The organism is Streptomyces sp. Alt3 (genome assembly GCF_030719215.1).
GTDB lineage: Bacteria > Actinomycetota > Actinomycetes > Streptomycetales > Streptomycetaceae > Streptomyces > Streptomyces glycanivorans.
This window is the reverse complement of record NZ_CP120983.1, coordinates 7,671,351-7,694,203: the sequence shown is the minus strand read 5'-3', so window position 1 is coordinate 7,694,203 and position 22,853 is coordinate 7,671,351. Positions and strand designations below refer to the sequence as shown.

General features: G+C 73.6%; 17 protein-coding genes. 12 read left to right on the top strand and 5 right to left on the bottom strand.

Going from position 1 to position 22,853, the window contains the following annotated elements; translation table 11 throughout:
* The first annotated feature begins 105 nt into the window (after positions 1-105).
* The 7 genes from P8A20_RS34070 to P8A20_RS34045 all read left to right on the top strand — a co-directional run bounded on the left by P8A20_RS34070 (position 106) and on the right by P8A20_RS34045 (position 14,389).
* Complete coding sequence (locus P8A20_RS34070; RefSeq protein ID WP_147961304.1) at positions 106-951, top strand: alpha/beta hydrolase; 846 nt, start codon at positions 106-108, stop codon at positions 949-951.
* A gap of 479 nt (positions 952-1,430) precedes the next feature.
* Complete coding sequence (locus tag P8A20_RS34065; protein ID WP_147961305.1) at positions 1,431-2,291, top strand: DUF4132 domain-containing protein; 861 nt, start codon at positions 1,431-1,433, stop codon at positions 2,289-2,291.
* Complete coding sequence (locus P8A20_RS34060) at positions 2,288-7,504, top strand: hypothetical protein (protein ID WP_306104892.1); 5,217 nt, start codon at positions 2,288-2,290, stop codon at positions 7,502-7,504. The genes P8A20_RS34065 and P8A20_RS34060 overlap by 4 nt, the downstream gene beginning before the upstream one ends.
* Positions 7,501-8,733, top strand: coding sequence for an ATP-binding protein (locus P8A20_RS34055; RefSeq protein ID WP_147960993.1), 1,233 nt, complete (start codon positions 7,501-7,503; stop codon positions 8,731-8,733). Before P8A20_RS34060 ends, P8A20_RS34055 begins: the two co-directional genes overlap by 4 nt.
* A gap of 3 nt (positions 8,734-8,736) precedes the next feature.
* On the top strand, positions 8,737-11,925 hold the full coding sequence (locus P8A20_RS34050; RefSeq protein ID WP_371934426.1) for a DUF5682 family protein: 3,189 nt from the start codon (positions 8,737-8,739) through the stop codon (positions 11,923-11,925).
* Positions 11,826-12,617, top strand: a complete 792-nt coding sequence (locus tag P8A20_RS38835) for a VWA domain-containing protein (RefSeq protein ID WP_371934425.1) — start codon at positions 11,826-11,828, stop codon at positions 12,615-12,617. The genes P8A20_RS34050 and P8A20_RS38835 overlap by 100 nt, the downstream gene beginning before the upstream one ends.
* Positions 12,614-14,389 carry a hypothetical protein gene (locus P8A20_RS34045; RefSeq protein WP_306104891.1) on the top strand — a complete coding sequence of 592 codons (1,776 nt, stop codon included), beginning with the start codon at positions 12,614-12,616 and terminating at the stop codon, positions 14,387-14,389. The genes P8A20_RS38835 and P8A20_RS34045 overlap by 4 nt, the downstream gene beginning before the upstream one ends.
* 192 nt (positions 14,390-14,581) lie before the next feature.
* Here the strand turns inward: P8A20_RS34045 and P8A20_RS34040 are convergent, their stop codons facing one another.
* Together P8A20_RS34040 and P8A20_RS34035 are read right to left on the bottom strand one after the other, a co-directional pair.
* Entirely contained in the window at positions 14,582-15,235 is a 654-nt protein-coding gene (locus P8A20_RS34040) for a hypothetical protein (protein ID WP_147962822.1), read from the bottom strand.
* A 31-nt stretch (positions 15,236-15,266) separates the two neighbouring features.
* Complete coding sequence (locus P8A20_RS34035) at positions 15,267-16,730, bottom strand: alpha/beta hydrolase (protein WP_147962823.1); 1,464 nt, start codon at positions 16,728-16,730, stop codon at positions 15,267-15,269.
* Between the two features lie 191 nt (positions 16,731-16,921).
* Here P8A20_RS34035 and P8A20_RS34030 point away from each other — a divergent pair, with 191 nt between their 5' ends.
* Together P8A20_RS34030 and P8A20_RS34025 are read left to right on the top strand one after the other, a co-directional pair.
* Positions 16,922-18,109: a sensor histidine kinase gene (locus P8A20_RS34030; protein WP_147962824.1), complete on the top strand. Its 1,188-nt coding sequence runs from the start codon at positions 16,922-16,924 to the stop codon at positions 18,107-18,109.
* The gene (locus P8A20_RS34025) at positions 18,110-18,787 is read left to right on the top strand and encodes a response regulator transcription factor (protein WP_147962825.1); all 678 of its coding nucleotides are present in this window, start codon (positions 18,110-18,112) and stop codon (positions 18,785-18,787) included.
* Between the two features lie 34 nt (positions 18,788-18,821).
* On the opposite strand, the gene P8A20_RS34020 is transcribed toward P8A20_RS34025, so the two are convergent.
* Positions 18,822-19,370 (bottom strand): YciI family protein, encoded by a 549-nt coding sequence (locus P8A20_RS34020; RefSeq protein ID WP_147962826.1) that lies wholly within the window; start codon positions 19,368-19,370, stop codon positions 18,822-18,824.
* A gap of 195 nt (positions 19,371-19,565) precedes the next feature.
* Here P8A20_RS34020 and P8A20_RS34015 point away from each other — a divergent pair, with 195 nt between their 5' ends.
* Positions 19,566-20,354, top strand: a complete 789-nt coding sequence (locus P8A20_RS34015) for a DUF5707 domain-containing protein (RefSeq protein ID WP_147962827.1) — start codon at positions 19,566-19,568, stop codon at positions 20,352-20,354.
* Positions 20,355-20,524: 170 nt separating this feature from the next.
* Here P8A20_RS34015 and P8A20_RS34010 read toward each other — a convergent pair whose 3' ends face one another.
* A complete protein-coding gene (locus tag P8A20_RS34010) occupies positions 20,525-21,190 on the bottom strand; it encodes a DUF998 domain-containing protein (protein ID WP_187282370.1) in 666 nt (221 codons plus the stop codon).
* Between the two features lie 194 nt (positions 21,191-21,384).
* Between P8A20_RS34010 and P8A20_RS34005 the strand changes: the two genes are divergently transcribed.
* Together P8A20_RS34005 and P8A20_RS34000 are read left to right on the top strand one after the other, a co-directional pair.
* Entirely contained in the window at positions 21,385-21,648 is a 264-nt protein-coding gene (locus tag P8A20_RS34005; protein WP_147962828.1) for a DUF5133 domain-containing protein, read from the top strand.
* A gap of 102 nt (positions 21,649-21,750) precedes the next feature.
* Positions 21,751-22,374, top strand: a complete 624-nt coding sequence (locus tag P8A20_RS34000) for a TMEM175 family protein (RefSeq protein WP_147962829.1) — start codon at positions 21,751-21,753, stop codon at positions 22,372-22,374.
* A 58-nt stretch (positions 22,375-22,432) separates the two neighbouring features.
* On the opposite strand, the gene P8A20_RS33995 is transcribed toward P8A20_RS34000, so the two are convergent.
* Entirely contained in the window at positions 22,433-22,789 is a 357-nt protein-coding gene (locus P8A20_RS33995; RefSeq protein WP_147962830.1) for a hypothetical protein, read from the bottom strand.
* Positions 22,790-22,853: the final 64 nt, after the last annotated feature.

Sequence of the window (22,853 nt, the reverse complement as noted above, 5' to 3'; positions counted from 1 at the left end):
CAGCCCATCGCCTCACGGGCTTCCGGTAATACCTCAAAGATATCGCCATGCCACTTGCCAGATCTATGAATGGATGGCGCTGCGGTTCATGTCTGGAATGGAGCCATGAAGAATGATTTTCCGACCGACACCGTCCTCGTTTTCGTGCACGGCGCCTGGCACGGCTCCGGACAGTGGGCTGCCACGCAGCGCGCGCTGGCCGGACCGGGTGTCGCGAGTGTGGCTGTCGACCTGCCGGGGCACGGTTTCGACGCGCCCCTGCCCACCGGCTACCTGCTGCCCGGCCAGCCCGGACTGCTGACCGAGAAGTCACGGCTCGCCGCCGTGACGATGGACGACTGCGCCGAGGCGGTACTGAGCGTCCTGCGCCGGGTGCGCCACCATCGAACTGTCGTGCTCGTCGCGCACAGCGCGGGCGGCGGTCCCGCGTCCCTGGCCGCGGAGCGGGCGCCCGAACTGGTGGACCGGATCGTCTACCTGTCCGCGTTCGTCCCGGGCGGGCGGCCGAGGTTCCTCGACTACCTGGGCTCGCCCGAGAACGCCACCGCTCTGGGCCGGAACCTGAACCTCGGCGACCCCGAGGCCCTGGGCGCCGTACGGATCAATCCGCTCTCGGCGGATCCCGCCTACCTCGAGGAACTGCGGGAAACGCACTACCACGACACACCCCTGGACCGCTTCGACCGGTGGCGGTCCGCGCTGAGCCCCGATCTGCCCCTGTCGATCCCGACGACTCCGGTCACCCTGACCGCGGGACGGTGGGGCCGGATTCCGCGAACCTTCCTGCGCTGCGCCGAGGACCGGGCGCTGGCACCGGCCGCACAGGACCTGATGATCGCGGAGGCCGACCGCGCCTTCCCCCGTGACCCGTTCACCGTACGTACCCTGCCCGGCAGCCACAGCCCGTTCGCCGCCCGGCCGGGCGAGCTCGCCGCGGCCCTCGCCTCATGAGGCGACGCCACGCGCCGGACCGCACGGTCCGGTGACCGGTTCCCCGTCCCCCGGCGGGGGCAGCTCGCGGCCGGGGGCGGGGGACGGCTCGCGGCCTGAAGCAGGGGACGGCTGGTGCTGCCCGTCGTGCTGAGCGTGACATTCGTGCGGTTGCTCGACGTCACCGCCGCGCAGATCGCCGCCCAGGGGATCCGGGCCGACCCGGGTGCCGGCTCCGCTACCGTGCGGCTGATCATGGCCAGGTTCACCCTGGCCCACGCCTGCCTGCTCATCACGACTGCGCGCCTCGGCGACCGGTGCCGCGGGCCGGTCCCGGTCGCTGCTGATCCGTCGCCGGACGATCGTGCGGACGGACCCCGAACGCATTGTCACTGGGTACCCCTAGAGTCTCTCTCACTCGTCACGGTGTGTCGCCGTCGACGGGTCTCATCAACGTGCCGCCGGACGGGCGGCGTCCGGGACTACGGGGAGAACAGCGCATGGGGTGGGTACCGGCGGGCGACTACGAAGTCGCCCTGGAGGCGGGCAAAGTGGTGTGCCGCAACGGGAAGGGCCGGCGGCTGAAGTCCGTCCCGGCCAAACTGAAGGATGATCCGGCGGTCGTCGGCCTCCGGCAGTTGACCGAATGGCTGGAACGACACGAACGCCGGTGCATGACCGATGTCGAGCAGTGGATGGTGCGTTCGCTGCCCGTGCCCACCGCTGTTCTCGCCCGGGTCTGGCCCGATCCGGCGTGGCAGGCGGCCCTGCGGGACGTGGTGGTCACCGGCGCGGACGGCGGAGTCGCCGGGTTCCTGCGCGATGTCGACCCCTCGCGCGGTCTCGGCCTCGTCGACCTGGACGGCGACACGGTCCGCATCACCCCGGACGTCGTCAGAGTGCCTCACCCCGTCCTCCTCGACGACCTCGACGAGCTGAGGGAGTTCGCGGTCGAACTGGGGGTGCGCCAGAACGTGGAGCAGCTGTTCCGCGAGGTGTGGCGCCGGCCGCAGGGCCTCGCCCCGGACGCCACCTCCGTCGACACCTATGCCGGCGGAGTGTTCAAGGAACTGCGTTTCCTGCACGGCCGCGTCACCCAGCTCGGCTACCGGTCGCGCGGCGGGTACGCGGTCTGCCCGGTGGTCGAGGACGGTGCCACCGCCGAAGCCCGCATCTGGATAGGCGAGCACGACGGATACGACGAGTACGGCACGGAGACCGGCCCCCTGGGCTGGACCGACCCCGCGGGGCGCGCTTTGACGGCCGCCGAGGTAGGACCTGTCACCTGGTCCGAAGGCATGCGCATGGCAGCGGCGCTCTACGCCGGTCGCGACGTGGAGGACGAGGAGCAAGCAGCATGAACACCACGACGAAGACAACCGCGGTCCGAACAGCCACGAAAACGGCAACAACGACAAAGACGGACACCGACGTGAACACGACTGAAGCGGGCACGGTGCCCCTCCCCTCCCAGGCCCGTGGCGAAAGCACCTCCACCCCCGCCGCCGCCGAGGCACGCGTGGCAGCCCTGCTGGACGCGGGCGCGGTCCTTCCCGCCGGTACCACCGTCCGGGAGGACGCCGACGCGCTGACCGCCCGCACCTACACGCACACCGCCCTCGGCGACCGCCCCGTGGTCCGGCTCGTGCCCGGCACGCTCGGCGAAGCCGAGGACCTGGCCCTGGAGTTCCTCGGGCTGGCGCGGACCGACGAGACGCCCGTCGTGGGCCAGGTGCGCCGCGAAACGCTGGGCTTCCCGGCCTGGGCCCTGGTCAACGACCCGGCCAACGGGCACCACGCCCTGGCCCTGGTCAAGGACATCGAGCGGCTGGGGCGGCAGGCCCGGAGCCGCGCCGGAGCGGCCAAGGAGGGCTTCGACGCGCTCGGCACCCGGCTCGGCCGGGCCGTCCCCCACTTCCTCCCCACGTACTACGAGCAGGTGGCACGCCTCTTCCTCCAGGCGGAGAACACCAGCTACGCCGCCTCCTTCTTCGGCAAGGCCCGCGAGGCCGAACGGGTGCACGGGCTGGTCGTGGACGAGGACCGGCAGCGGGCCGTCTTCCTGGAGTTCGCCTTCGCCGGCGCGCTGACCGTCAAGGCGCTGCGGCAGTATGTGCGCGACCTGGTGGCCAGGCTCGCGCCGGCGGACGCCTGGGCACAGTTCCGTCGTCTGCTGGTCGAGCGCTGCGCCGCCGGTATGCCACCGTACGCGGCGCTGCCGCAGGACGTCCGCGCGCTGGTCAAGGCAGCCGGGCTGAAGCGCGAGACCGCCGAACGCGAGCTGGTGGCCGATCTGATCGTTTCCCCGGGAATCGTTCGCGCCCCCGCCTCGTTCTGGACGGCCTACCGCTCCGCGCTCGTCGCCCTGGCCCGGCGGGAGGCTGGTGTACGCGCCCGGCTCCTCGGCTTCTTCCCGGAGACCTTCGGCGAGAGCGGCCGGGTCACCGACGCCGAACACGACTGGCTCGTACTGCTGGCCGATTCCGGTGCCGAAGAACTGCTGACCGCGCTCCCGGAAGCCTCCGGTTCCGCAGCCCTCAGCGACCTGTCGGTCTCCCCGGCGGACTGGCTCGGTCGTTGGGAGGCGCACCGCCGACGCAACCGGGCCACCTCCGGCCGCAGCCTGCAGACCCTTGCCCTGGCCGCCCGGATGGCGAACCGGCTGCGCGCCGACGGCCGTCCCGTCGAGCTGTTCCAGGGCCGCTGGCAGCGCACCGCCGATCTGGACCTCCTCGACCTCTGCCTGGCCTACGGCGTCCCCGTCGCCGAGCCGGACGACCAGGCCACGGGCACCGCGCACGCTCCCGGCGTCCCGCTCGGCTCCTGGCTGACCGACACCGCGCCCGGAGCGCGGGATCTCGTCGCGGTCGCCGAACGGCCGGTGTTCCGCGCCCTGCTGAGCCGGACCGTCGGAGGCCTCGGTGGCGGACGGGGCCAGCATCCGGGCGACACCGTCATGGCGAAACTGGCGGCGCATCCGGTGCTGTCCGGAATCGTGCGGGAGTGGCTCACCGCATGCGCCGAGGAGTACACGGCCGCGCGGGGGCTTCCCGGGCTGAGGGTCGCCCTCAACAAGCTCTCGGCGTTCCGTTCCGTGGCCGCGGAGGTCGCCCCGGAGGCGGTGCGGCTCCTCGACGCCCACGACGTCGTCCCGCTGCTCGCCTCGACCCTGCGCACGGGCGTCCTCGACGAACTGGGCTGGCCCGCGCTGGACGAGACGTACGCCGAGCTGGCCACGGAGGCGCCCACCACGCGTCAGCGGAGCCACCGGGCGGAGGGCGTCGGTGTCACCGGGGCCTGGCCCGCACTGATCCTGAACACCTGGGAACGCGCCGTCGTCGTCGGTCCCGAAGGCGTTCTGCTGCGGCACACCCTGCGGCTGCCCTCCACCGCCGACCGCTGGCGGCATCCCGCCTTCCGTTACACCGACGGCGAGTTGCTCGTCATCTGGTGGGAGGACGGCAAGCAGCGCGGCTACTGGTCGCACCGACCCGCCGAGGTGATCACCGTCGCCGGCGAGCAGATCCCCCGCTGGGGTTCCTCCGGCCCCTCGGACGACGTCTGCGTGCCACTGCCCGGCGGCGGCCGAGCCACCGGTGGCAAGGCCCTGCACGCGGGTGACACCTCCATCCCGCCGCAGCGCGCCGTCCTCTCCGACGGCACCGGTCACTGGCGGGACGGCCACCAGGGCACCCGGCGGGTCTGGCTGGAGTACGACCCCGTCAGCGGCACGCACGGCCGCGCCTCGCTGCCGGCCTTCCTCCAGTCCGGGGTGCGGGACGGCACCCGGCTGCTCACCGAACACTGCCAGGTGCTGCCGCTCCAGCCCGGCCTGGAGAACACACCGTTCGGCACGGACGGCACGGTCCTCGGCCGCTGGGTCCGCCGCACGGTGGCCGAACCGGGTATGCCCGCCCCCGCGGACGGGCACCGGATCGTCGCGGGCACCCCCGACGGTCACACGGTCACCCTGTCGGCCCCGCTGCCCGGCGGATCCCCCGTGCCGCTCGGCGCCCTCACCCTTCCCGGCGGATCACGCCCCGTCATGGCCCTTGCCGGGCGGTCGGTCCAGGCACACCCCGTCGATTCCGAGGGCACCGGCGGAAGCCTCTGGTCCGTCATCACCGGCTCGACGGGGAGCAACCTCGCCGCGGGCACCCCCTACGTCCCTCCGGTCGCCTACTGGCATGCCATGCGCCCCAGGGACGAGCAGGGCTCCGCCGCCCTGCGGAACCTGGCGGACTCCCGGGCGGAAGAACTGTTCAAGGAGGTCGCCACCGCGGTCGTCCGGCAGCTGGAAGCCTCCCGTGCCGTGCAGGACTACACCGGGCCCACGTCGCGTGAGGTGAGCCTGGAAGCCGTCGCCCGGGTGCTGCCCGAGGTGTCCGACGCGCGGCTCCTCGCGGGCGTCACCGCGCTCGTCCGGGACGCGGTGGACAAGGCCGCCTCGGCCGCCCGTTACCTGGAACCGCCTAAGCCCGCCGCGCCCCGGAGCACCACGCGAGTCCAGGACATGTTCTCCGACCGCTCGCCCGATCACGGCGACGACACGACTCTTCTGCAGGCCACCGGCTGGGGTTCCGAGCGCATGTCCGGCGGCTGGTGGGGAGCGGCAGGCCGGTGGACCGCGATCCGGCAGGTCCTCGCCGTCAATCACGTCCTCGGCGGGGAGCCGGCTTTCGGCCCGCCCGTGCCGTCCAAGGTCCCCTTCACTCCCGTGGACGGCTGGCAGCGTGACGAGTGCGCCGTCCCCGGCCAGTCCCTGGACTGGACCTCCCTGCTCGACAAACTCCCCGAACTGGCCTACCGGGCAGCCTCGGCGACGACCTCGCCCGAGCACCGCGCAGGTCTCGTGGTCCTGCTCGACACGCTCGCCGAGGGCCCGCTGGCGGATCCGGCGGGCACGGTCCGGCAGGTGGAACTCGTCGAGCCGTACGCCGGAACGCCCGGGCAGGGGCGCCCCGAGGCCGTGCACCGGCTCGGCCAGGTGCTGCGCAAGGGCGCCCGCACCGTCGTGGTCCTCGCCGAGCGCGGCCGTAACGGCCGGAACGACGCGGCACGCTGGCTGGCCCTGGACCACGACCCCACCGGCGTCTTCGGTCCCGTGGCCGGCTTCACACTGGACCACGAGCACGTCCACCGGCAGGGCATCGACCGCACCCGGCTCACCCGGCTCACCGCCCTCGTACGGGAGCGGGGCGCGGCACCCTGGCGTCCCGAGGCAGCCGAGGCCTTCCACACGGCCACCGGGATCGGTCCCCTCCAGTCCGCGGCCCTGGTGTCGGCCGCCGTCGACGAGCCGGGCACCGAGGCGCTCGGGCTGCTCGGAGCGAAGACCCGTGCCTTCGAGGCGGCCCAGGCCAGGCTGAACGCCCTGCCCCGTGCCGACCGCCACGCCCTGGTCCGGGCGCTGCTGCCCGGCGACCCGGCCGAGCTGTGGGTCACGGGCCCGGACGTCCCGGCCGCCGCCGAGGTCTGGCAGTCACGTCTCGCCTCCCTCGTCCGCGTCCCCGAGGAACTGGACCTCGACCTGTCGGACACCACCCCCGGCGCCGTCGACCTGGTCCTCAACGCGTGCTCCCGGACGTGGCTGGGCCAGGGTTCCCCGGTCGAGGACGGTTCCGGCCGGCCCGGCCTGCGCCGGGTGAGTGCGCACGGCTCGCTCTCCTCCGCCCTGACCGCCCTGCGGACCCTCGCCTACACGTTGCCGTACGGACACCCCCTGCGTGCGCACCTGCCCGTCGGGCTCGCGGCCCTGCGCCGCACCCTCGCCGATCCGGACCTGGTGCTGGACCTCGGGCTGGACTGGACCGAGGCGGGCGGATCGATCGGTTCCGTGGTCCGGGCCGCCCACCAGCTTCCCGAGTCCGGCGGGGCGGGGCCCGACGGCCTGGTCCGGGCCGGTGCGGCGCTGCTCCTCGCAGCCGGCCACGGCAGCCACGAGAAGCTCCTGATCCGGCCTGCCCGTCTGGAAGGTCCCCAGGACCCGGCGTTCGGCCTGGTCGAGGGCACCGTCGCGCAGTACCGGGTGGGTGAACTCCGTGCTCTGCGCGCCCTGCTGGGCGAGGAGGTCGACGCCCTGGTGTCGGCGGGCGCCCCCGACGGCACGCCGCACCACCCTGCCCAGGACCCGACGCGCGCGGTGCCGGATCTGGTGGCCGAGGCCGCCGCGGCCCTCGGGCTGAGCGCCGACGCCGCCTCCCTGTACCTGATGCTGCTCGCCCTGCCCGACCCGACGGACCGCAACTGCGCCCGCTGGACCGAGTGGAAGCCCGCACGGATCAAGAAGGCACGGGCGGAGCTCGCCGCCACCGACCTCGTGGTGGAGGCCAGGCGCTCCCGCGCCGGGCGCACCCTGTTCCTCCCCTGCGGCTGGCTCGAACGCGGTGCGCCCGGTCTGCCGCTCGAGACCTGGAAGGAACGGCTGTACCTCGTGGCGGGGTCCTCCCGGACCCTGCCGGACCTCCCCGTACCCGAACTGTTCGCTACGGCTTGGGCACGGGCCAGGGGCGGCGACGCCCCCGCCTTCGAAGAACTGCAAACCCGCGCACCCCGGAAGGGCCGCCGCCGATGACGAGCGACACCACGACCGCCGAGACCACCCGCACGGGCGGGGTCCCTGACGGGGCGGCTCCCCCTGCCGGTGTCTCCGGCCGGGAGAACCGCCAGGTCACCCCGCCGGAGGAGCAGTACGCCACCGAGCTGGCCTTCCTCGCCGCACACGACTCGGGGCCCCGCCCGCCCGGCTGGCAGCTCACCCCTCGCGCCGTCGTCACCTTCGTGATGGGCAGCGCGGGCGAGGCACTCGGCCTGCCGAAGTCCGCGCAGCCCGGCGCCGGGCTGCCGCGGCGCCTGGTGATCGAGCAGAAGTTCGTCGGCGAACGAGCCCTGGTCGAACGCTGCGTGGTCACCCTGGCCGGCGAGCGCGGACTGCTGCTGGTCGGCGAACCCGGCACCGCCAAGTCCATGCTCTCCGAACTGCTGTCGGCGGCCGTCTGCGGGACCAGTGGGCTCACCGTGCAGGGCACCGCGGGCACCACCGAGGACCAGCTCAAGTACGGCTGGAACTACGCGCTGCTGCTCGCCCAGGGCCCCACCGAGCAGGCCCTGGTGCCCTCCCCGGTGCTCACCGCCATGACCCGGGGCGCCGTCGCCCGCGTCGAGGAGGTCACCCGTTGCCTTCCCGAGGTCCAGGACGCACTGGTGTCGCTGCTGTCCGAACGGCGGATCGCGGTGCCCGAACTGGCGGGGAGCGAGGGCGCCCAGGTGCACGCGGCTCCCGGATTCACCCTCATCGCCACCGCCAACCTGCGGGACAAGGGCGTCTCGGAGATGTCGGCCGCGCTGAAACGGCGCTTCAACTTCGAGACGGTGGGCCCGATCGGGGACGTGGACGCGGAGACCGCGCTCGTCCGGCGCCAGTCGCGTGCGGCCGTCGAACGGGCGGGTGCCGCCTATCAGGTGGACGACGCGGTTCTCGAAGCGCTCGTCACCGCCTTCCGGGACCTGCGCGACGGCCGCTCGGCGGAAGGCTGGGAGGTGGAGCGCCCCTCGACGGTGATGAGCACCGCGGAGGCGGTGTCCGTCGCGGGAGCCCTGGGCCTGGCCACCGCCTACTTCCCCGGCGACCGCGACGTGCTCTCCCTCCTGCCCGGTCATCTGCTCGGCGTCGTACGCAAGGACGACCCCGCCGACGCGGCACGGCTGCTGGGGTACTGGGACGGTCCGGTGCGCAGGCGCGCGGAGCAGGGGTCGGCCACCTGGCGTGCCCTGTGGGAGCTTCGCGCGGTACTGGAGAGCTGACGGATGAGCCAGTCGACCACCCGCGGCACGTGGGCCGCCGCCGAGCCGTCGCCCAGCGCTGGCGCGTCACCCGGCACCGGGGTTCCACCCGCCGGGGCTCCCCGGGGCCCTGCGGCCGGGCCCACGTCTCCGGAGGAAGCGGTCGCCGCCCTCGCGGCGACCGGCCCCGGGCTGCCGTTCCTGATCGGGGTGCGCCACCACGCGCCTTCGCTCGCGGCCGCCCTGCCGGCGCTCCTGGACGCGGCGGCCCCCGACGTCCTCCTCGTCGAGCTGCCGGCCGAGTTCCAGCCCTGGCTGGGCTGGCTCGCCCACGAGGAGACCGAGGCTCCGGTGGCGCTGGCCGCCGTGCCCGCCGACGGGACCGGGGCGGCCGGCGAACGAGGTCCCGCCTTCTACCCGTTCGCGGACTTCTCGCCCGAACTGGTCGCCCTGCGCTGGGCGGCACGGAACGGCGTCCCGGCCGTGGCCTGCGATCTGCCGCTGGCCGACCGGACCTGGGCCCGGGGCGGACAGGACACCCCGGGCCCCGGCTCCGCACCTCAGCGGGGCGAGGGCCACGGGTTGTCCGCCGCCCTCCGGTCCCGGCTGACCGGCCGCGACGGCGACGACCTGTGGGACCGGCTGGTGGAGGCACCGGCGCCCGGTTCGGCACCGGAGGCACTCCGCCGCGCCGCCCTCCTCACCGGTTGGGCGCTGCGGTACGAGGCCGAGACGACGGACGGCGTGGACGGCCGGGACCTGGCGCGCGAGGACTGTATGCGCGGACATGTCGCCGAGGCCCTGGCGAGCGGGCTGCGACCCGCCGTGGTGGTGGGGGCCTTCCACACCCCGGCGCTGCTGCCGTCCGCCCCCGGGGCCGCCGGGTCAGCCGTCCCACGGGCGCAGGCCACGTCCGCCGTCCCTCGGGAGCCGGATGCGGACGGGCCCGCGGCGGGCGCCGCCTCGGCGGTGGCGTGCACGGTCTCCCTGATCCCGTACACGTACCCGCTCCTCGACTCACGGTCCGGGTACCCGGCGGGCATCAGGGACCCCGAGTGGCAGCAGAGCGTTCTGGAGGCCGCCGGTTCCCCGCCCGCGCTGCACGAGACGCTGATCCGGACCGCGGTCCGTGTCTGTACGGCACTGCGCGAACAGGGCCATCCCTACGGCCCGGCGGACGCCCGGGAGGTCGTCCGGGTAGCAGGGGACCTGTCGCGCCTGCGCGGACTGCCCGCACCCGGTCGTGGCGAGTTCCTGGAGGCCGTGCAGACGGTGCTCGGGCGCGGCGAGACCTACGGCACCGGCCGAGCCGTCGCCCAGGCCCTCGAGCGCGTACTCGTCGGAGCCCGCACCGGACGGCCCGCACCCGCCGCTCCGCGCAGCGGCCTGGGTCCGGCCGTGGAAGCCGAGACAGCGGCGCTCTCGCTCCCCGGCCCGGAGGACGCCCATGAGAGGACGCCACGTGATCTCCGGCTCGATCCGGCCCGTTCCGTCCTCGACGGACGGCGCGAACTGCTCCTGCGCAGGCTGACGGTGTGCGGCATCCCCTACGCGCGGGAACAGGCGGTGACGGGAGCCGCGGGTTCGGAAGGACTGACGACCCGTTGGCAGGTGGGGTGGACCCCGGCGACGGCCGCGATGCTCACCGCGGCCGGGGCCCGCGGCGTCACCCCGGCCCAGGCGGCCGAGGGGGTGCTGCGGCAGCGGCACGCGGCCGAGCGCGCGGAGGGCGGTCCTACGGCCGCCCAGGTCGTGATGGGCCTCACCGAGGCAACCGGGTGCGGGCTCCCTTCCTTGGCGGACGAACGGCTCACGGAACTGACGGCCGTGCTCCCCTCCAGTGCCACCCTTCCCGAAATCCTCACCGGGCTCGACCTCCTGGACCGCATCGACGCCGGCCACCTGTCGGGTCCGTCCACCACCGACGCTCCGTCAGCTTCCGGGGCTCCGCCAGTTCCCGGGACCCCGCCGGCTTCCGGCACCGCGGAGGACACCGCCGCCCCTGACTCCCCCGCGGTCTCCGCCCGTGCCGACCGCATCGCGCACGCGGCGGAACTGCTGACCTCGGCGGCGGTCCGTCAGGTCGACGGCCTCACCGGATCCGAGGAGCCCGAGGACGCTCGCGCCCTGCTCGAACTGTCCCAGCGCGCGGACCGGTTGGGGGGCATCCGGCTCACCGACGCCCTCGTCCGGCTGACCGCCGACGGCACCCCGCTGATCGCCGCGGCTGCCGGGGCCGTCCGGGTGCTGACGGGCCACGAGGAGGCCGAGTCCTTCGGAGTGCGTATCGCCTCCTGGGTGGACGGCGCTGTCGACAGCACATCCCGGGCCACGCTCACCGCCCGTCTCATCGGCGTCCTGACAGCGGCGGGCCCGCTCCTGACCGTCGGATCCGGCACCCTGGATCCCCTGCTGCGCCGTGTCGTCGAGCTGGACGACACCGCTTTCCTGACACGGCTGCCCGCCCTGCGCGGCGGCTTCGACACCCTCAGCCCGGCAGCACGTGACCGGCTGCTGGACACCGTCGAGGAGAGGCTCGGCGAACGGGTGGACGGCCTCGACGCCGACGACCCGGCCGCCCTGGCGGCCCGGACGGCCGCCGACCTCGCGGCCCGCGAACTCCTCACCGGTCTCGGCCTGCCTGTCCCGTCCCCCGCGCACGACGACCGGTTCCCGCCGCAGCCGGACCAACTCGCCGCGCCGCCGCCACCGGCCACCCCGGTATCCCTCACCAGCACGCCCTCCGCCCCCGTACCCGCGCAGGCCGGCGCCACCGGACCGGCCCCGCACGGGCCCTCGCGCCCACCGACCGGTGGCGGCTCGTACTCGGCCGACGGCCCGACCGACTGCCGTCCGCCGCCGCCCGCCTGGCGACCGCACTGGACGAGCTGTACGGGCAAGGACGCGGCGAGGGGTCACGTGGCGGCATGCCCGGTCAGGGCGGTGGCCGACGTGGAGGCCGGGAGGCGTCGTTTCCCGGTGTCCGCGAGTGGTCCGAGGAACTGGCCGCGCTGTTCGGCCCGGGCGTCCGCGAGGAGGTCCTGGCAGCCGCTGCCGCGACCGGCCGACCGGACGTCCTCGCCGAGATCGACCCGGCCGCCGCCACCCCTTCCGTGGAACTGCTCCGTACGGTCCTGCGCCACGCGGGCGGCCTGCCCGAGGCGCGCCTGGCGGCACTCCGGCCCCTGGTGCGCCGTCTGGTCGACGAACTGACCCGGCAGCTCGCCACCCGGCTGCGGCCCGCCCTCACCGGCACCATGCTGGCCAGGCCCACACACCGTCCGGGCGGCCGGCTGGACCTGGCGCGCACGCTGCGCGCCAATCTGGCCACCGCCCGCCGGACGGCGGACGGAACGGTCCAGGTGATTCCCGAGAGGCCGGTGTTCCGCAGCCGGGCCCGCCGGTCCGCCGACTGGCGCCTGATCCTGGTCACCGACGTCTCCGGTTCGATGGAGGCGTCCACGATCTGGTCCGCGCTGACCGCTTCCGTGCTGGCAGGTGTGCCGACCCTGAGCACCCACTTCCTCGCCTTCTCCACGGAGGTCGTCGACCTCACCGGCCATGTGCACGATCCCCTCTCGCTCCTGCTAGAGGTGAGCGTGGGCGGCGGCACACACATCGCTGCCGGGATGCGGCACGCGCGCAGCATGGTCACAGTGCCCACCCGGACCCTCGTCGTCGTCATCAGCGACTTCGAGGAGGGCGCCCCGCTCGGCGGACTGCTGGCCGAGGTGCGGGCGCTGGTGGCCACCGGAGCCCACGTCCTCGGGTGCGCGAGCCTCGACGACGCGGGCCGGCCCCGCTACTCGACGGGCGTCGCCGGCCAGCTCGTGGCCGCCGGTATGCCCGTGGCGGCACTCAGCCCACTCGAACTGGCCCGCTGGATAGGGGAGAAGACCGCATGACCACCGCCCAGTTGCCTCCTGTCGCACCGGAGGTCACGGCCACCCTGGTGGAAGACCTCTCGCCCCGGCTGCGCAAGCGGCTGGACGCCGCGGTCACCAAGCTCGGCTCCCGCCCGGCGCACCGCGACGGGGACACGGTGACGATCGCGGTCGACGAGGAGACCGATCTGCGCCTGCACGCCCCGGGCGGCGTGGTGACGACGGCGGACGCCATCACGTGTGGCTGTCTCCTTGCGCCGGCCTGCGTCCACCGCGCGGCCGCCGCCTGTGCCGCCCCCACGGCGGACCCGGCCCCGGAGCCCGCAGGGCAACCGGACCCGCCTGTGGCCGGATCCGCGTCGCAGACCGACGACACCGTGTCCGCGCCCGACGTGGCGAGCCCGGCCCAGCGTGCCGCGGCCGACGCCGTGTGGTCGGCAGCTGCGGCCGTGCTGGAGGCCGGTGTCGACGGGGCCGGCGCGGTCGCCCAGGCAGCGCTCCTGCGCACCGCGCACACCGCCCGGCTCCAGCACCTGCCACGCGTCGCGGGCGCCGCTCTGTCCGTCGTCACGCTGCTGCGCGCGGCCCGGGCCGGGGACCCGTCCTACCGAACAGCGGGCCTCGTCACGGCCTTGGCCGAACTCCTTGGGACCGCGCGCCGGGTGGAAACCGCGTCCGGTGCGGAGCTGGCCGCCGTCCGGGGTCGGTCACGCAGGCCGTACAGCCCGGACGGCTCGCTGCGTCTGTACGGCCTGTTCTCCGAACCCGTGGTCAGCGACTCGGGGCACGGCGGCGTCCGTACCTGGGTCGCCGGACCCGACGGCCGGCTCCTCACGGTCGGCGACGTCGCCCCCGGCGGTGTCGGACGCGCCCTGGGTGTGGCCGACCGGGCCGTGCGCCTCGGGGAGAGCGCGCTCACCCACCGGGAGCTGGGCCGGGCGGGGCTGGCGGTCTCGGGGGCGACGGTCTCACCGGACGGCAGACTGGGTGCGGGGAAGGGTGTCAGGGCTGTCACCGCCGGGGGAGCGGCATGGACGGAGCCGCCGCTCGCCGCCCTGTGGGAGGTGCCACCGTCTCAACAGGCCGCACGGGCTCTGCGGTCCACTTCCCGCTACGCGGACCCGGATACCGGCGGCAGCGACCTGCTCTTCCTGGACGTCGAACTTCGCGGCCCCGTGCGGGAGCCGGGCGGCGCCTGTCTGCTCGCGTTGTGCGACGGCGGGATCGCCGTCCGGCTCACGGTCGCCGACGACGACCCCGCGCTGGCTCACCGGGACAACCTGATGCTTCTGGCCACGGCACCGGGGACACGGCTGCGGATCATCGGCCGTCTGGTACCCGCGCTCCACCCCAGGCTCGCTCTCCTCGCCTGCTCGCACCCCACCGGTGAGGGCACGATCGACCTGGGCTTCGACCGTCTTCGCCGCGCCGACCTTCCGGTCCCGGACGCCCACGTGCAACCCTTCCCGCCGGAGCCCGGCGACTCCGGTGCCCACTCGCCCCTGCACCTTCTGGAGCGACGCGTCGAACAGACGGTCCCGGCGGGCCGCGCCGCTCTCGGCATGCTCGGCGACGTCTCGGGCGAAGCCCGCCGCCTCCGCCGTGCGGGCCTCCCCACAGCCGCCGGCCTTCTCACTGCCCTGTGCGCCTCGGCGGCCCGACGCGAACGCGACCACTTCGGCCGTCTTCTCCCCGCCGACGCCGACGGCTTCGCATCCCACTGGCTCTCCGCGGCCCGTTACACATCCGCCGTGTCCGAGTCCCTGTGCGCGGCCGCCTGGGAACCGACGTGAAAGGTCCCGGCCGCCCGGTGGGAACCACCGCCCTCGCCTGATCCGGCGGCCCGGACGTAGAGGTCCGGGGCGGGCGGGTGGCCGCGGGGCGGGCCCGCAGCCACGTGGGCCCGCCCCCTGTCCATGGCATGACCGGTCCGGCCACAGGGCCGGGAAGGACCCCCGCCCCGCGACTGCGACCGCGACTGCGACTCAGCCGGCCGTGCCGTCGAGCAGCCGGCTGTACCGCAACCGCAGTGCCCTCTCCGTGCCGGCCGCCAGGGTGACCAGGGTCAGCGCGACGTTGCACCAGGCCGGTGGACGGACCGGCGCAGTGAAGGTCCCGACACGCTCGGCCACCACCGGTACCCCGGTGATCTGTTCGGCGAGCTGCGCGGCCAGCACGACCAGGGCGACGACGAGTACGGTCAGCGAGACGGTGCCGATCCCGCGGCTCAACGCCGGATGCACGCGGTCGAACCGGGCGCGGCGTCCCTCGGCGGAGGCGCCGTCCGGGACGAGCAACTGTTCGGTGCCGTCGGCGGTGACGTAGTGGCAACGCCGCAGTCCGAAGTTGCTCAGCCGCACCTCCACTGTGCCGCCGGGAACCGGGAAGGCGGCGGGGAGCCGCGACCGGACGTGGTGCCTGCCGTCGAGATACAGGTCGGCCTTGGCTTCCGCGGACGTCTGGTCCTGACCACGCTTGACGTCCACGGCGTAGACCGCCTGCCCGCCGCCGTCATCGGGCAGGCGGAGGTAGAACAGGGAGCGGTAGGGCAGCTGCCACCAGCGGAACCGCTTGAGCGGTCGTCCGTCCCCCGGGGTGATCCGCCGCGCTGCCCGGCGGTCGCGCATCTCCTCGAACATGTTCCAGCGCCTCCCGCACTCGGCGTCTCGTTCAGTTGGCCGGTTGCGCCGCGCAGGCGAGATCCTGTGGGGGGCGTTCCCCGGTGGTGAGGAACGTGGTCGCCGCGTCGGCGGCGCACGTGTTGCTGCCGTACGGGTAGACGCCGTGGCCGCCCTGGTCGGCCGTCACCATCGTGGCCCGCTCGCCGAAGGCTCGCCGCAGTGCGCGGGCGCCGGCCAGCGGCGTGCCCGGGTCGCGCTCGTTCTGCACCATCAGCACGTTCGACGGACCCCGGCCGGTGATGCGCACCGGCGGTTCGGTCCGCTCCCGCGGCCAGAACGCGCAGGGGTTGACGCTCGCCGTGGAGCCGCCCAGCATCGGGTACTTCAGCCGGTCGACGGCGACGTTTCGCTGGTACTCCCGTATCGTCCCCGGCCAGCGCGAGTCACCGCACACCACGGCGAAACGTGAGGCCAGAAGGTTCTCCGTGGCCCCGGTCACCTCCGGGAGCGGCAGCGGCGCGCCCGTGTCGAGCGCCTGCCAGAACTCGGCGAGCCGAGGCATGGAGCCGTCGGCGTAGAGCTGTTCGAAGGTGTACCCGCGGAACCCGGTCCCGTCGACGTCCTGGACCGGCTCCGTGTCCAGGCGCTGCACGAGCTCGTGGAACAGGTCGGTGACCTGCTGCGGCGTGGTGCCCAGGCCGTACTCGGGATGCCCGGCGGCGAACTCGGCGAAGTCGGGGAAGCGGTCCTCCATCCCCCGGGCGAAGAGACGCATGGCCGTGACGTCGTAACCGCCGGGGCCCAGGTTGCTGTCGAGCACGATCCGGTCGCCGCGCCGCGGGAACATCGTCGCGTGGACCGCGCCGAGGTAACTCCCGTAGGAAGCGCCGAGGTACGACAGCTTCGCCTCGCCGAGTGCCGCCCGGATGCGGTCCATGTCGCGCGCGGTGTCGGCGGTGGTGGTGTGCGGCAGCATCCAGGCCGTCCGCGAGCTGGTGCACTGCTCGGCGATCTTCCGGGCGTACCCGGCCTCCCGTGCGACGTCGGCAGCGGTGTACGCGTACGGCGGGAAGTTGCCACGCCGCTGTTGATCCTCGGTCAGGTCGCAGGTCAGCGGCGTACTGCGGCCGACGCCGCGGGGGTCGAAGCCGATGACGTCGTAGGAGTCGAGCACCTCCTGCGGCAGCCCCGATGCGGCGAGGACGGCCGGGTAGGTCAGGCCCGGGCCTCCCGGGCCGCCGGGGTTGGTCAGCAGGACGCCGCGCCGCTGCGACGGCTTCTCGCTCGCCAGCCGGGAAACGGCGATCTCGATCTGCCGGCCGTCCGGATCACGGTGGTCCAGCGGGACTTCGAGCGTCGAGCACTCCAGGCGGGGCGCGGAGGCCCCATCGGGGCACGGACCCCACCGCAGGGCACCCGGCGTCGGCGTCGGTGTCGTGGCCGACGCGGCCGGCGGCAGCGCGGTCACCGCCAACGCGGCGGCGGTCAGAGCGAGGGACAGGCTTCTGCGCATGAGGTTTCCTCCTGTGGGGGCTTCACCGGCACACGGACGAGTCTGTTCGTCGGACCCGGGAGCCACATCGGCCCGGCGGACCGAACCGGCCCCGACCGCGGGAGGGGTTCCGGTTGGACCTGGGTCCAATGCGTATCGGTCCTCGGTCTGATCCGCCGCTCGCTCGATGTGGCGACAATGGTCCGGTGAACATGGACGTTGTGCCTCGGCTCGGGGTGTGGCAGCAGGCCTGGCGGCTGACGGCGGCCGTGGCCTTGAGCCTGCCGGTCTGGCTCTCGACCCTCGCGCTGATGCGGAACCAGCCCGGCGGCCCGGGTTCCTGGATCCTCGTCGGTGATCCGCTGGTGGCCCTGGGCTGCCTGACGGTTCTCCTGTGGCGGCGGCGGTGGCCCCTCACGGTCGCTCTGACCGTCGCGGTCGTCTCGACCGTGTCGGCGCTCGCCAGCGGCGCCGCGCTGCTGGCGCTGTGCTCGGTCTCCACCCGCCGCCGCCCGGTGGAGATCGGGTCGGTCGTCCTGGCCTACGTGATCGCGTCACAGCTCGCCATCGGGATGTACCCGGTGCAGAGTTCGGCCGAGGCGTACTGGTGGGTCCAGATCGCGGTGCCGACGCTCACCGCGGGGATCGCGGTGGCAGCCGGCATGGCGGTCGGGGCGCGGAGGGTCGAGGTGCGGTCCCTGAGGGAGCGGGCGGAGAGCGCGGAGCGGGAGCAGAGCGCGCGGGCGGCGCAGGCACGGGCACTGGAGCGCAACCGGATCGCCCGCGAGATGCACGACGTCCTCGCGCACCGCATCTCCCTGGTCGCCATGCAGGCCGGGGTGCTCGACCACCGCGGTGACCTCTCGGCCGACGAGAACCGCGTCCTGGTGCGAGGTATCGCCGAGGGCTCCCACCAGGCACTGGAAGAGCTGCGGGAGGTCCTCGGCGTGCTTCGCGCCGACCCCGGCAGCCCGGAACCGCCGCAGCCCTCCCTCGACCGCGTCCCCGACCTGGTCGCCGACGCCCGCACCTCGGGTCTCGACGTCAGGCTCACCGACGACGTGACCGGAACCCCGCCCGACGGCGTCGGACGGACCTGCTACCGGATCGTCCAGGAAGCGCTGACCAACGCCGCCAAGCACGCCCCCGGCGCCGCCGTCCGGGTCACCCTCGACGGCGCCGCCGGCGGCACCCTCGGCATCGGAGTCCGCAACGGACCGGCCCCCCGGCGCACCGCACTGCCACCGGCCTCCGGCTTCGGCCTGCTGGGCCTCGGCGAACGGATCACCCTCGCCGGCGGCCGGCTCGACCACCGCCCCACGCCCGAGGGCGGGTACGTTCTCACCGCACGACTGCCCTGGCCCGACGGCCCCGCCCACAGCCACGAAATGAGCGTATGAGTGGAAAGCCGACACGATCGCGTACGTGTCGTCATCGTCGACGACGAACAGCTGGTGCGCATGGCCCTGCGGCTCGTCATCGACGGCGAACCGGACCTGACCGTCGTGGCGGAGGCGGCCGACGGGAACGCCGCGCTCGCCGTGGTGGACGAACAGCGGCCCGATGTGGTGCTGATGGACGTGCGCATGCCCGGCCGGGACGGTCTGGACACGACGCGGGAGATGCTCGCCCGGCCGGCGCCGCCCCGGGTCCTGATGCTGACCACCTTCGACTCCAACGACCTGGTACTCGGGGCGCTGCGCGCCGGAGCGCTCGGCTTCGTCCTCAAGGACACCCCGCCTTCCCGCATCCTGGACGCGGTGCGGACCGTCGCGGACGGCAACCCGGTGCTGTCACCTGCGGCCACGGCACGGGTGATCGCCGCTGCCACCGGCCCGGACTCCTCGCACGCCCGTAGCCGCTCCCGCGAGGCCGCGCGCGAGCAGCTGTCCGTGCTGACCGAACGGGAGCGGGAGACCGCCCGGGCCATCGCGGACGGACTGGGCAACCCGCAGATCGCCGAGCGGCTGCGCATCACCGTCGCGACGGTCAAGGCCCACACCGGGAGCCTGTTCGCCAAGCTGGCGGTCGCGAACCGGGTCCAGATCGCGCTCCTGGTCCGCGACGCGGAGGACTGAGCGGGGCACTACTGGATACTCACCGCCCGGTGGCTCACCGACGCCCGCCGAACTCCCAGTCGTGGACCTCGATGCCGGCGTACCGGTCCGGGGTCAGGACGGCGCGTGCCGTATCCGGGTCCGGGGCACCGAGCAGCGCCGCCGTACCCACCCAGGTGCCGCCGTCGTCGGACAGCAGTGGCCCGTACGCGATCAGCTCGTCCTGGCCGGGCGGCGGGGTGAGGTCTGCGGCCGGACCCTCGCCGAGGCCGATCACCAGGTACCGGTTGCCACCACCACGGCCACCGGGAAAGTCCCACATGGTGCGCCCCAGTACGTTGCGCCACCGGCGCAGCAGCACGTCCCGGTACGCACCGGCCTGGTAGTTGGGCTCGTCGAAGGCGAAGGCACGGGCGGCGGCGGGATCGGGCAGACCGACGATGTGCACGCTTCCGGTGGGCGTCTCGCCGTCGTCGGCGAAGGTCGGACCGCGAGCGATCAGCTCCTTCGCGTACCGGTCCATGTAGGACCAGTGCGCCTCCAGCAACTCCTCGCGCAACGCGAGAGAGCCCGGCCGGTCACGGTGGTAGCAGAAGTACTCCATGCCCGCAGACCCTCCCCCACCAAGGGGCACCGTTTCAACTGGCTTTCGGCACCGAGGATCCTGGCAGCCGTGGATCGGAGGGCAACCTTTCCCGTGAGTTGCTGGTCATGTCCGTGCCACCCGTGTACCGGGTGGGCATGGTCAGCTCCGCCTCAGGACATCCCTGAGGCGATGGAACATGGGGGAAGCGCCTTCATGCATCACCGCACCACCATGGCGGGCTTCGCCGGGGCCCTCGCCCTGTCCGCGGTCACTGTCCCGGCGTCCGCCCGGGCGGACGACTTCTCGGGCGACATCAGGATCACGAAGGTGGTCGTCAACGGAGGGAAGGACATCGTCCTGGGGACCACGGCCGTGAAGACGTTCACCATCGCGGTGACCGCCACGGACGACTCGGGCATCGAGGTCGGGAAGACCGCCCCGGTCATGTGGCACACGCCCCTCCCGAACGGCGACGCCTACGGTCTCGTGATGCCCCACGACACCGCGGGCAAGTGCGTGCGCCAGAGCTTCACCACGACCACGTGCACCTACACGCTGAAGATCGATCCGCGCATCCACCCCCAGGACAACACCACCGCCGGGACCTGGACCGTGCGTGCCCTCGCCCTGGCGAACGACGGTGACTACATCACCAGGGATTCGGCCGCCAGGGCGAAGGTCCTGCGCGCCTCCAGGCTGACGGTCGACGCCTCGCCGGAACCGGTGAAGAAGAACAGGACGATCACCGTGACGGGCGCCCTGACCCGCGCCAACTGGGTGACCTACAAGTACGGGGGCTACACCGGGCAGCCGGTGAAACTCCAGTTCAGGAAGAAGGGCACGAGCACCTACAAGACCCTCAGGACCGTCACGACGGACGGCAAGGGCAACCTGAGGACGACGACGAAGGCCACGGCGGACGGCTACTTCCGCTACTCCTTCGCCGGCACTGCCACCACCCCGGCGGCCGCCTCCGCAGGGGACCACGTCGACGTGAAGTGACCCTCGGGAGGGTTACCTGCCTTCCGAGGGCGCAGCAGGCCCGGGCCGAAGACGCCTCGGTCCGGGCCTCGGTGGAACCCGCCATGACTACGGCGACCACGCGCGGTCGTCGCGAGGGCCGGTTGCAGGCCGAACAGGCGGCAGCCGGCCGGGTACGCGGGTGCCGGAGATCAGCCCGGGTGCCCGTCGTCACCTTCGTGCCGGAAGCAGGAGACGACCACGACGAGCGGCCAGAACGACTGCGCGAACGTGAGGACCCGCTCCGCGGCTCCCGCCGTGTCGAGCATGTACAGGGCGAGCAGGAACCAGGCTCCGCCGAGCCACATCAGCGCGGCCGCCGTGACGGAGGGCGCGGGCCGCAGTCCCCATGGTGCCGTCCTTCCGGACCGGGCCGTCGGGCGCGGCCAGGTGTCCCCGGCGGCAGCCACGACGCGCCGCCTCGCGGCCCGGCGTCGCACGGCCAGGACCGGCCACACCGCGAGCAGGCAGAATCCCACGGCCACGACCACACCGTGGGCGAACGACCCGCCGCTGGCCGGTGCCGGGAACAGAGCCAGCAGCATCGCCGAGAGTCCGCCTCCGGCCAGCGCAGCCCGTCCGGACCGCGCGGCGGGGCGCAGCCCGGACGCGGTGACCACGTGGCAGGCTCCCAGTGCGAGCAGCGCCGGCGTCATCACCCAGTACCCGGCGGCGCCGTCGGAGGCGAGGATGCTGATCGTCGCCGACGCGGGGTCGTAGCCGGGGCCCTGGAGCTGCGCCGAGACCGCCCAGCCACCGACGAGGAGGACCGGGGCGCACACCGAGGAGAACAGCACCCACCAGGGGACAGATCGCATCGGTGAACGGTAGAACGCCAGGACCGGTACGGCCCGGTGTACACGCAGACGGGCCGCTGTGTACTCCGCCCCTGAGCGGGTAGACGCCTGATACCGGGTCACATGACGGAGTGTGAACCGCACCGCTGGGCCTGTCGTGCCCTGTGCCCCGGATCCCCCGTACCGGACGTGGATCGACCCTGGAGGAGAACCCTGTGCTGACACCCAGCCCGCAGGACCTGAGAGTGGCTCTGGCTCGTTACGCCGACGCACGGATCGAGGACGCGCGGCGCTCCACGGACGTCACGGCCCGGGCAGTGGAGGACGCCGCCTACACCCTGTGCGTGATGACCGGCACTCAGGCGGTTCCGCAGGCCCTCCACACCGCCGACACCATGCTCGGGGTACGGCCCGCCGTCTCCCCCGCACTCCGCCGGACGGTCGGCGCCCAGCGGGACGACAAGCTCCAGGCAGTCTGACCCGCCGCCGGGCACGGGCGCCGGCCGTAGGGCGCGGCGCCCGGCTTGCCCGCCGTCGGCCTAATCGGCCGGGTACCGGCCCGGCCCCGGGACGCTGGGCGGGTGGACGACACCCGAGCGGGCGACGGGAAGAACGCGGAACGGCTGACGGCCCTGTCCGACGGGATCTTCGCGATCGCCATGACGCTGCTGGTCCTCGATGTCCGCGTGCCGCCGGAACTGACCGCGCAGGGCTTCCGGGACGCCGTCCGCGGTGTACTGCCGGATCTCGGCGCGTACGCTCTCAGCTTCATGATCCTTGCCGCCTTCTGGCGGGACCACCGCCGGATCGTGGAGCTGGTCCCGCGTTTCGAGGGACGGACGCTGAAACTCGCGCTCGTCTGGCTCGGCGCCATCGCGCTCATCCCCTTTCCGACCTCGTTGCTGTCGGAGTACGCCTCCGAGCCCCTGGCGGTCGCCGTCTACGCGGGCGCCGTATGCCTCACCAACGTGCTCGAACTGGCGGTGCTGCGGACAGGGCTGCGGGGGAGGTGGCCGTCCGATCCCGCCACGGAGAGAACCGCCCGCTTCGTGGCGACCGATCTGGGGAACACGGCCCTGGTCTTCGGCGCCACCGTCCCGCTCGCCTACGCGCTCTCACCGGTGGCCGCCATGTGGTCCTGGCTTGCGCTCCTCCCGCTCAAGGTGGCGCTCGGCTCACGCTACCGCCGGGCGCAGCCCTCCTGACGCGGGGCCGGCGGCGGCCGGGTGGCACCGACATCCGTCGGTGCCACCCGGCCCGGTGTCATCCCTGGCCGGCAGTCAGCGATTCGTAGTACGCGCCGAGCTGCCGCAGATAGAAGAGGTCCCCGGTGTCCTGATCACGCTCGAAGCGCGGGGCGTCCTTGATCTGGTCCTTGGTGCACCCGACCTTGATCACCCGTTCGGCGTCGTCGACGCCGGTCACCATGCCCGCGGGCACGACGACGCTTCTCCCGAACTTCCAGACACCCGCGTCGATCACCAGGTGGTCGAATCCCGGTACCGGCGAGAGCCTGATCACGGTGCCCACGCTTCCGTCCGGTGCTTCCACGTCGTATCCGATGACGCCGTCACCCAGTGCGCCGTCCGTCTGTGCCGGACCCGCCCAGACCGTTTCCATGGTCACCTCCTCCTCCTGGCAGCCGGCCACTTCCGGCCGCCGGACCTTCCATATGCCCCCGCGA

Excerpts from the sequence above, each read along its gene's own strand:
- P8A20_RS34070 (WP_147961304.1), top strand. The coding sequence starts at position 106 with ATGAAGAATGATTTTCCGACCGACACCGTCCTCGTTTTCGTGCACGGC.
- P8A20_RS34065 (WP_147961305.1), top strand. The coding sequence starts at position 1,431 with ATGGGGTGGGTACCGGCGGGCGACTACGAAGTCGCCCTGGAGGCGGGC.
- P8A20_RS34060 (WP_306104892.1), top strand. The coding sequence starts at position 2,288 with ATGAACACCACGACGAAGACAACCGCGGTCCGAACAGCCACGAAAACG.
- P8A20_RS34055 (WP_147960993.1), top strand. The coding sequence starts at position 7,501 with ATGACGAGCGACACCACGACCGCCGAGACCACCCGCACGGGCGGGGTC.
- P8A20_RS34050 (WP_371934426.1), top strand. The coding sequence starts at position 8,737 with ATGAGCCAGTCGACCACCCGCGGCACGTGGGCCGCCGCCGAGCCGTCG.
- P8A20_RS34045 (WP_306104891.1), top strand. The coding sequence starts at position 12,614 with ATGACCACCGCCCAGTTGCCTCCTGTCGCACCGGAGGTCACGGCCACC.
- P8A20_RS34040 (WP_147962822.1), bottom strand. The coding sequence starts at position 15,235 with ATGTTCGAGGAGATGCGCGACCGCCGGGCAGCGCGGCGGATCACCCCG.
- P8A20_RS34035 (WP_147962823.1), bottom strand. The coding sequence starts at position 16,730 with ATGCGCAGAAGCCTGTCCCTCGCTCTGACCGCCGCCGCGTTGGCGGTG.
- P8A20_RS34030 (WP_147962824.1), top strand. The coding sequence starts at position 16,922 with ATGGACGTTGTGCCTCGGCTCGGGGTGTGGCAGCAGGCCTGGCGGCTG.
- P8A20_RS34020 (WP_147962826.1), bottom strand. The coding sequence starts at position 19,370 with ATGGAGTACTTCTGCTACCACCGTGACCGGCCGGGCTCTCTCGCGTTG.
- P8A20_RS34015 (WP_147962827.1), top strand. The coding sequence starts at position 19,566 with ATGCATCACCGCACCACCATGGCGGGCTTCGCCGGGGCCCTCGCCCTG.
- P8A20_RS34010 (WP_187282370.1), bottom strand. The coding sequence starts at position 21,190 with ATGCGATCTGTCCCCTGGTGGGTGCTGTTCTCCTCGGTGTGCGCCCCG.
- P8A20_RS33995 (WP_147962830.1), bottom strand. The coding sequence starts at position 22,789 with ATGGAAACGGTCTGGGCGGGTCCGGCACAGACGGACGGCGCACTGGGT.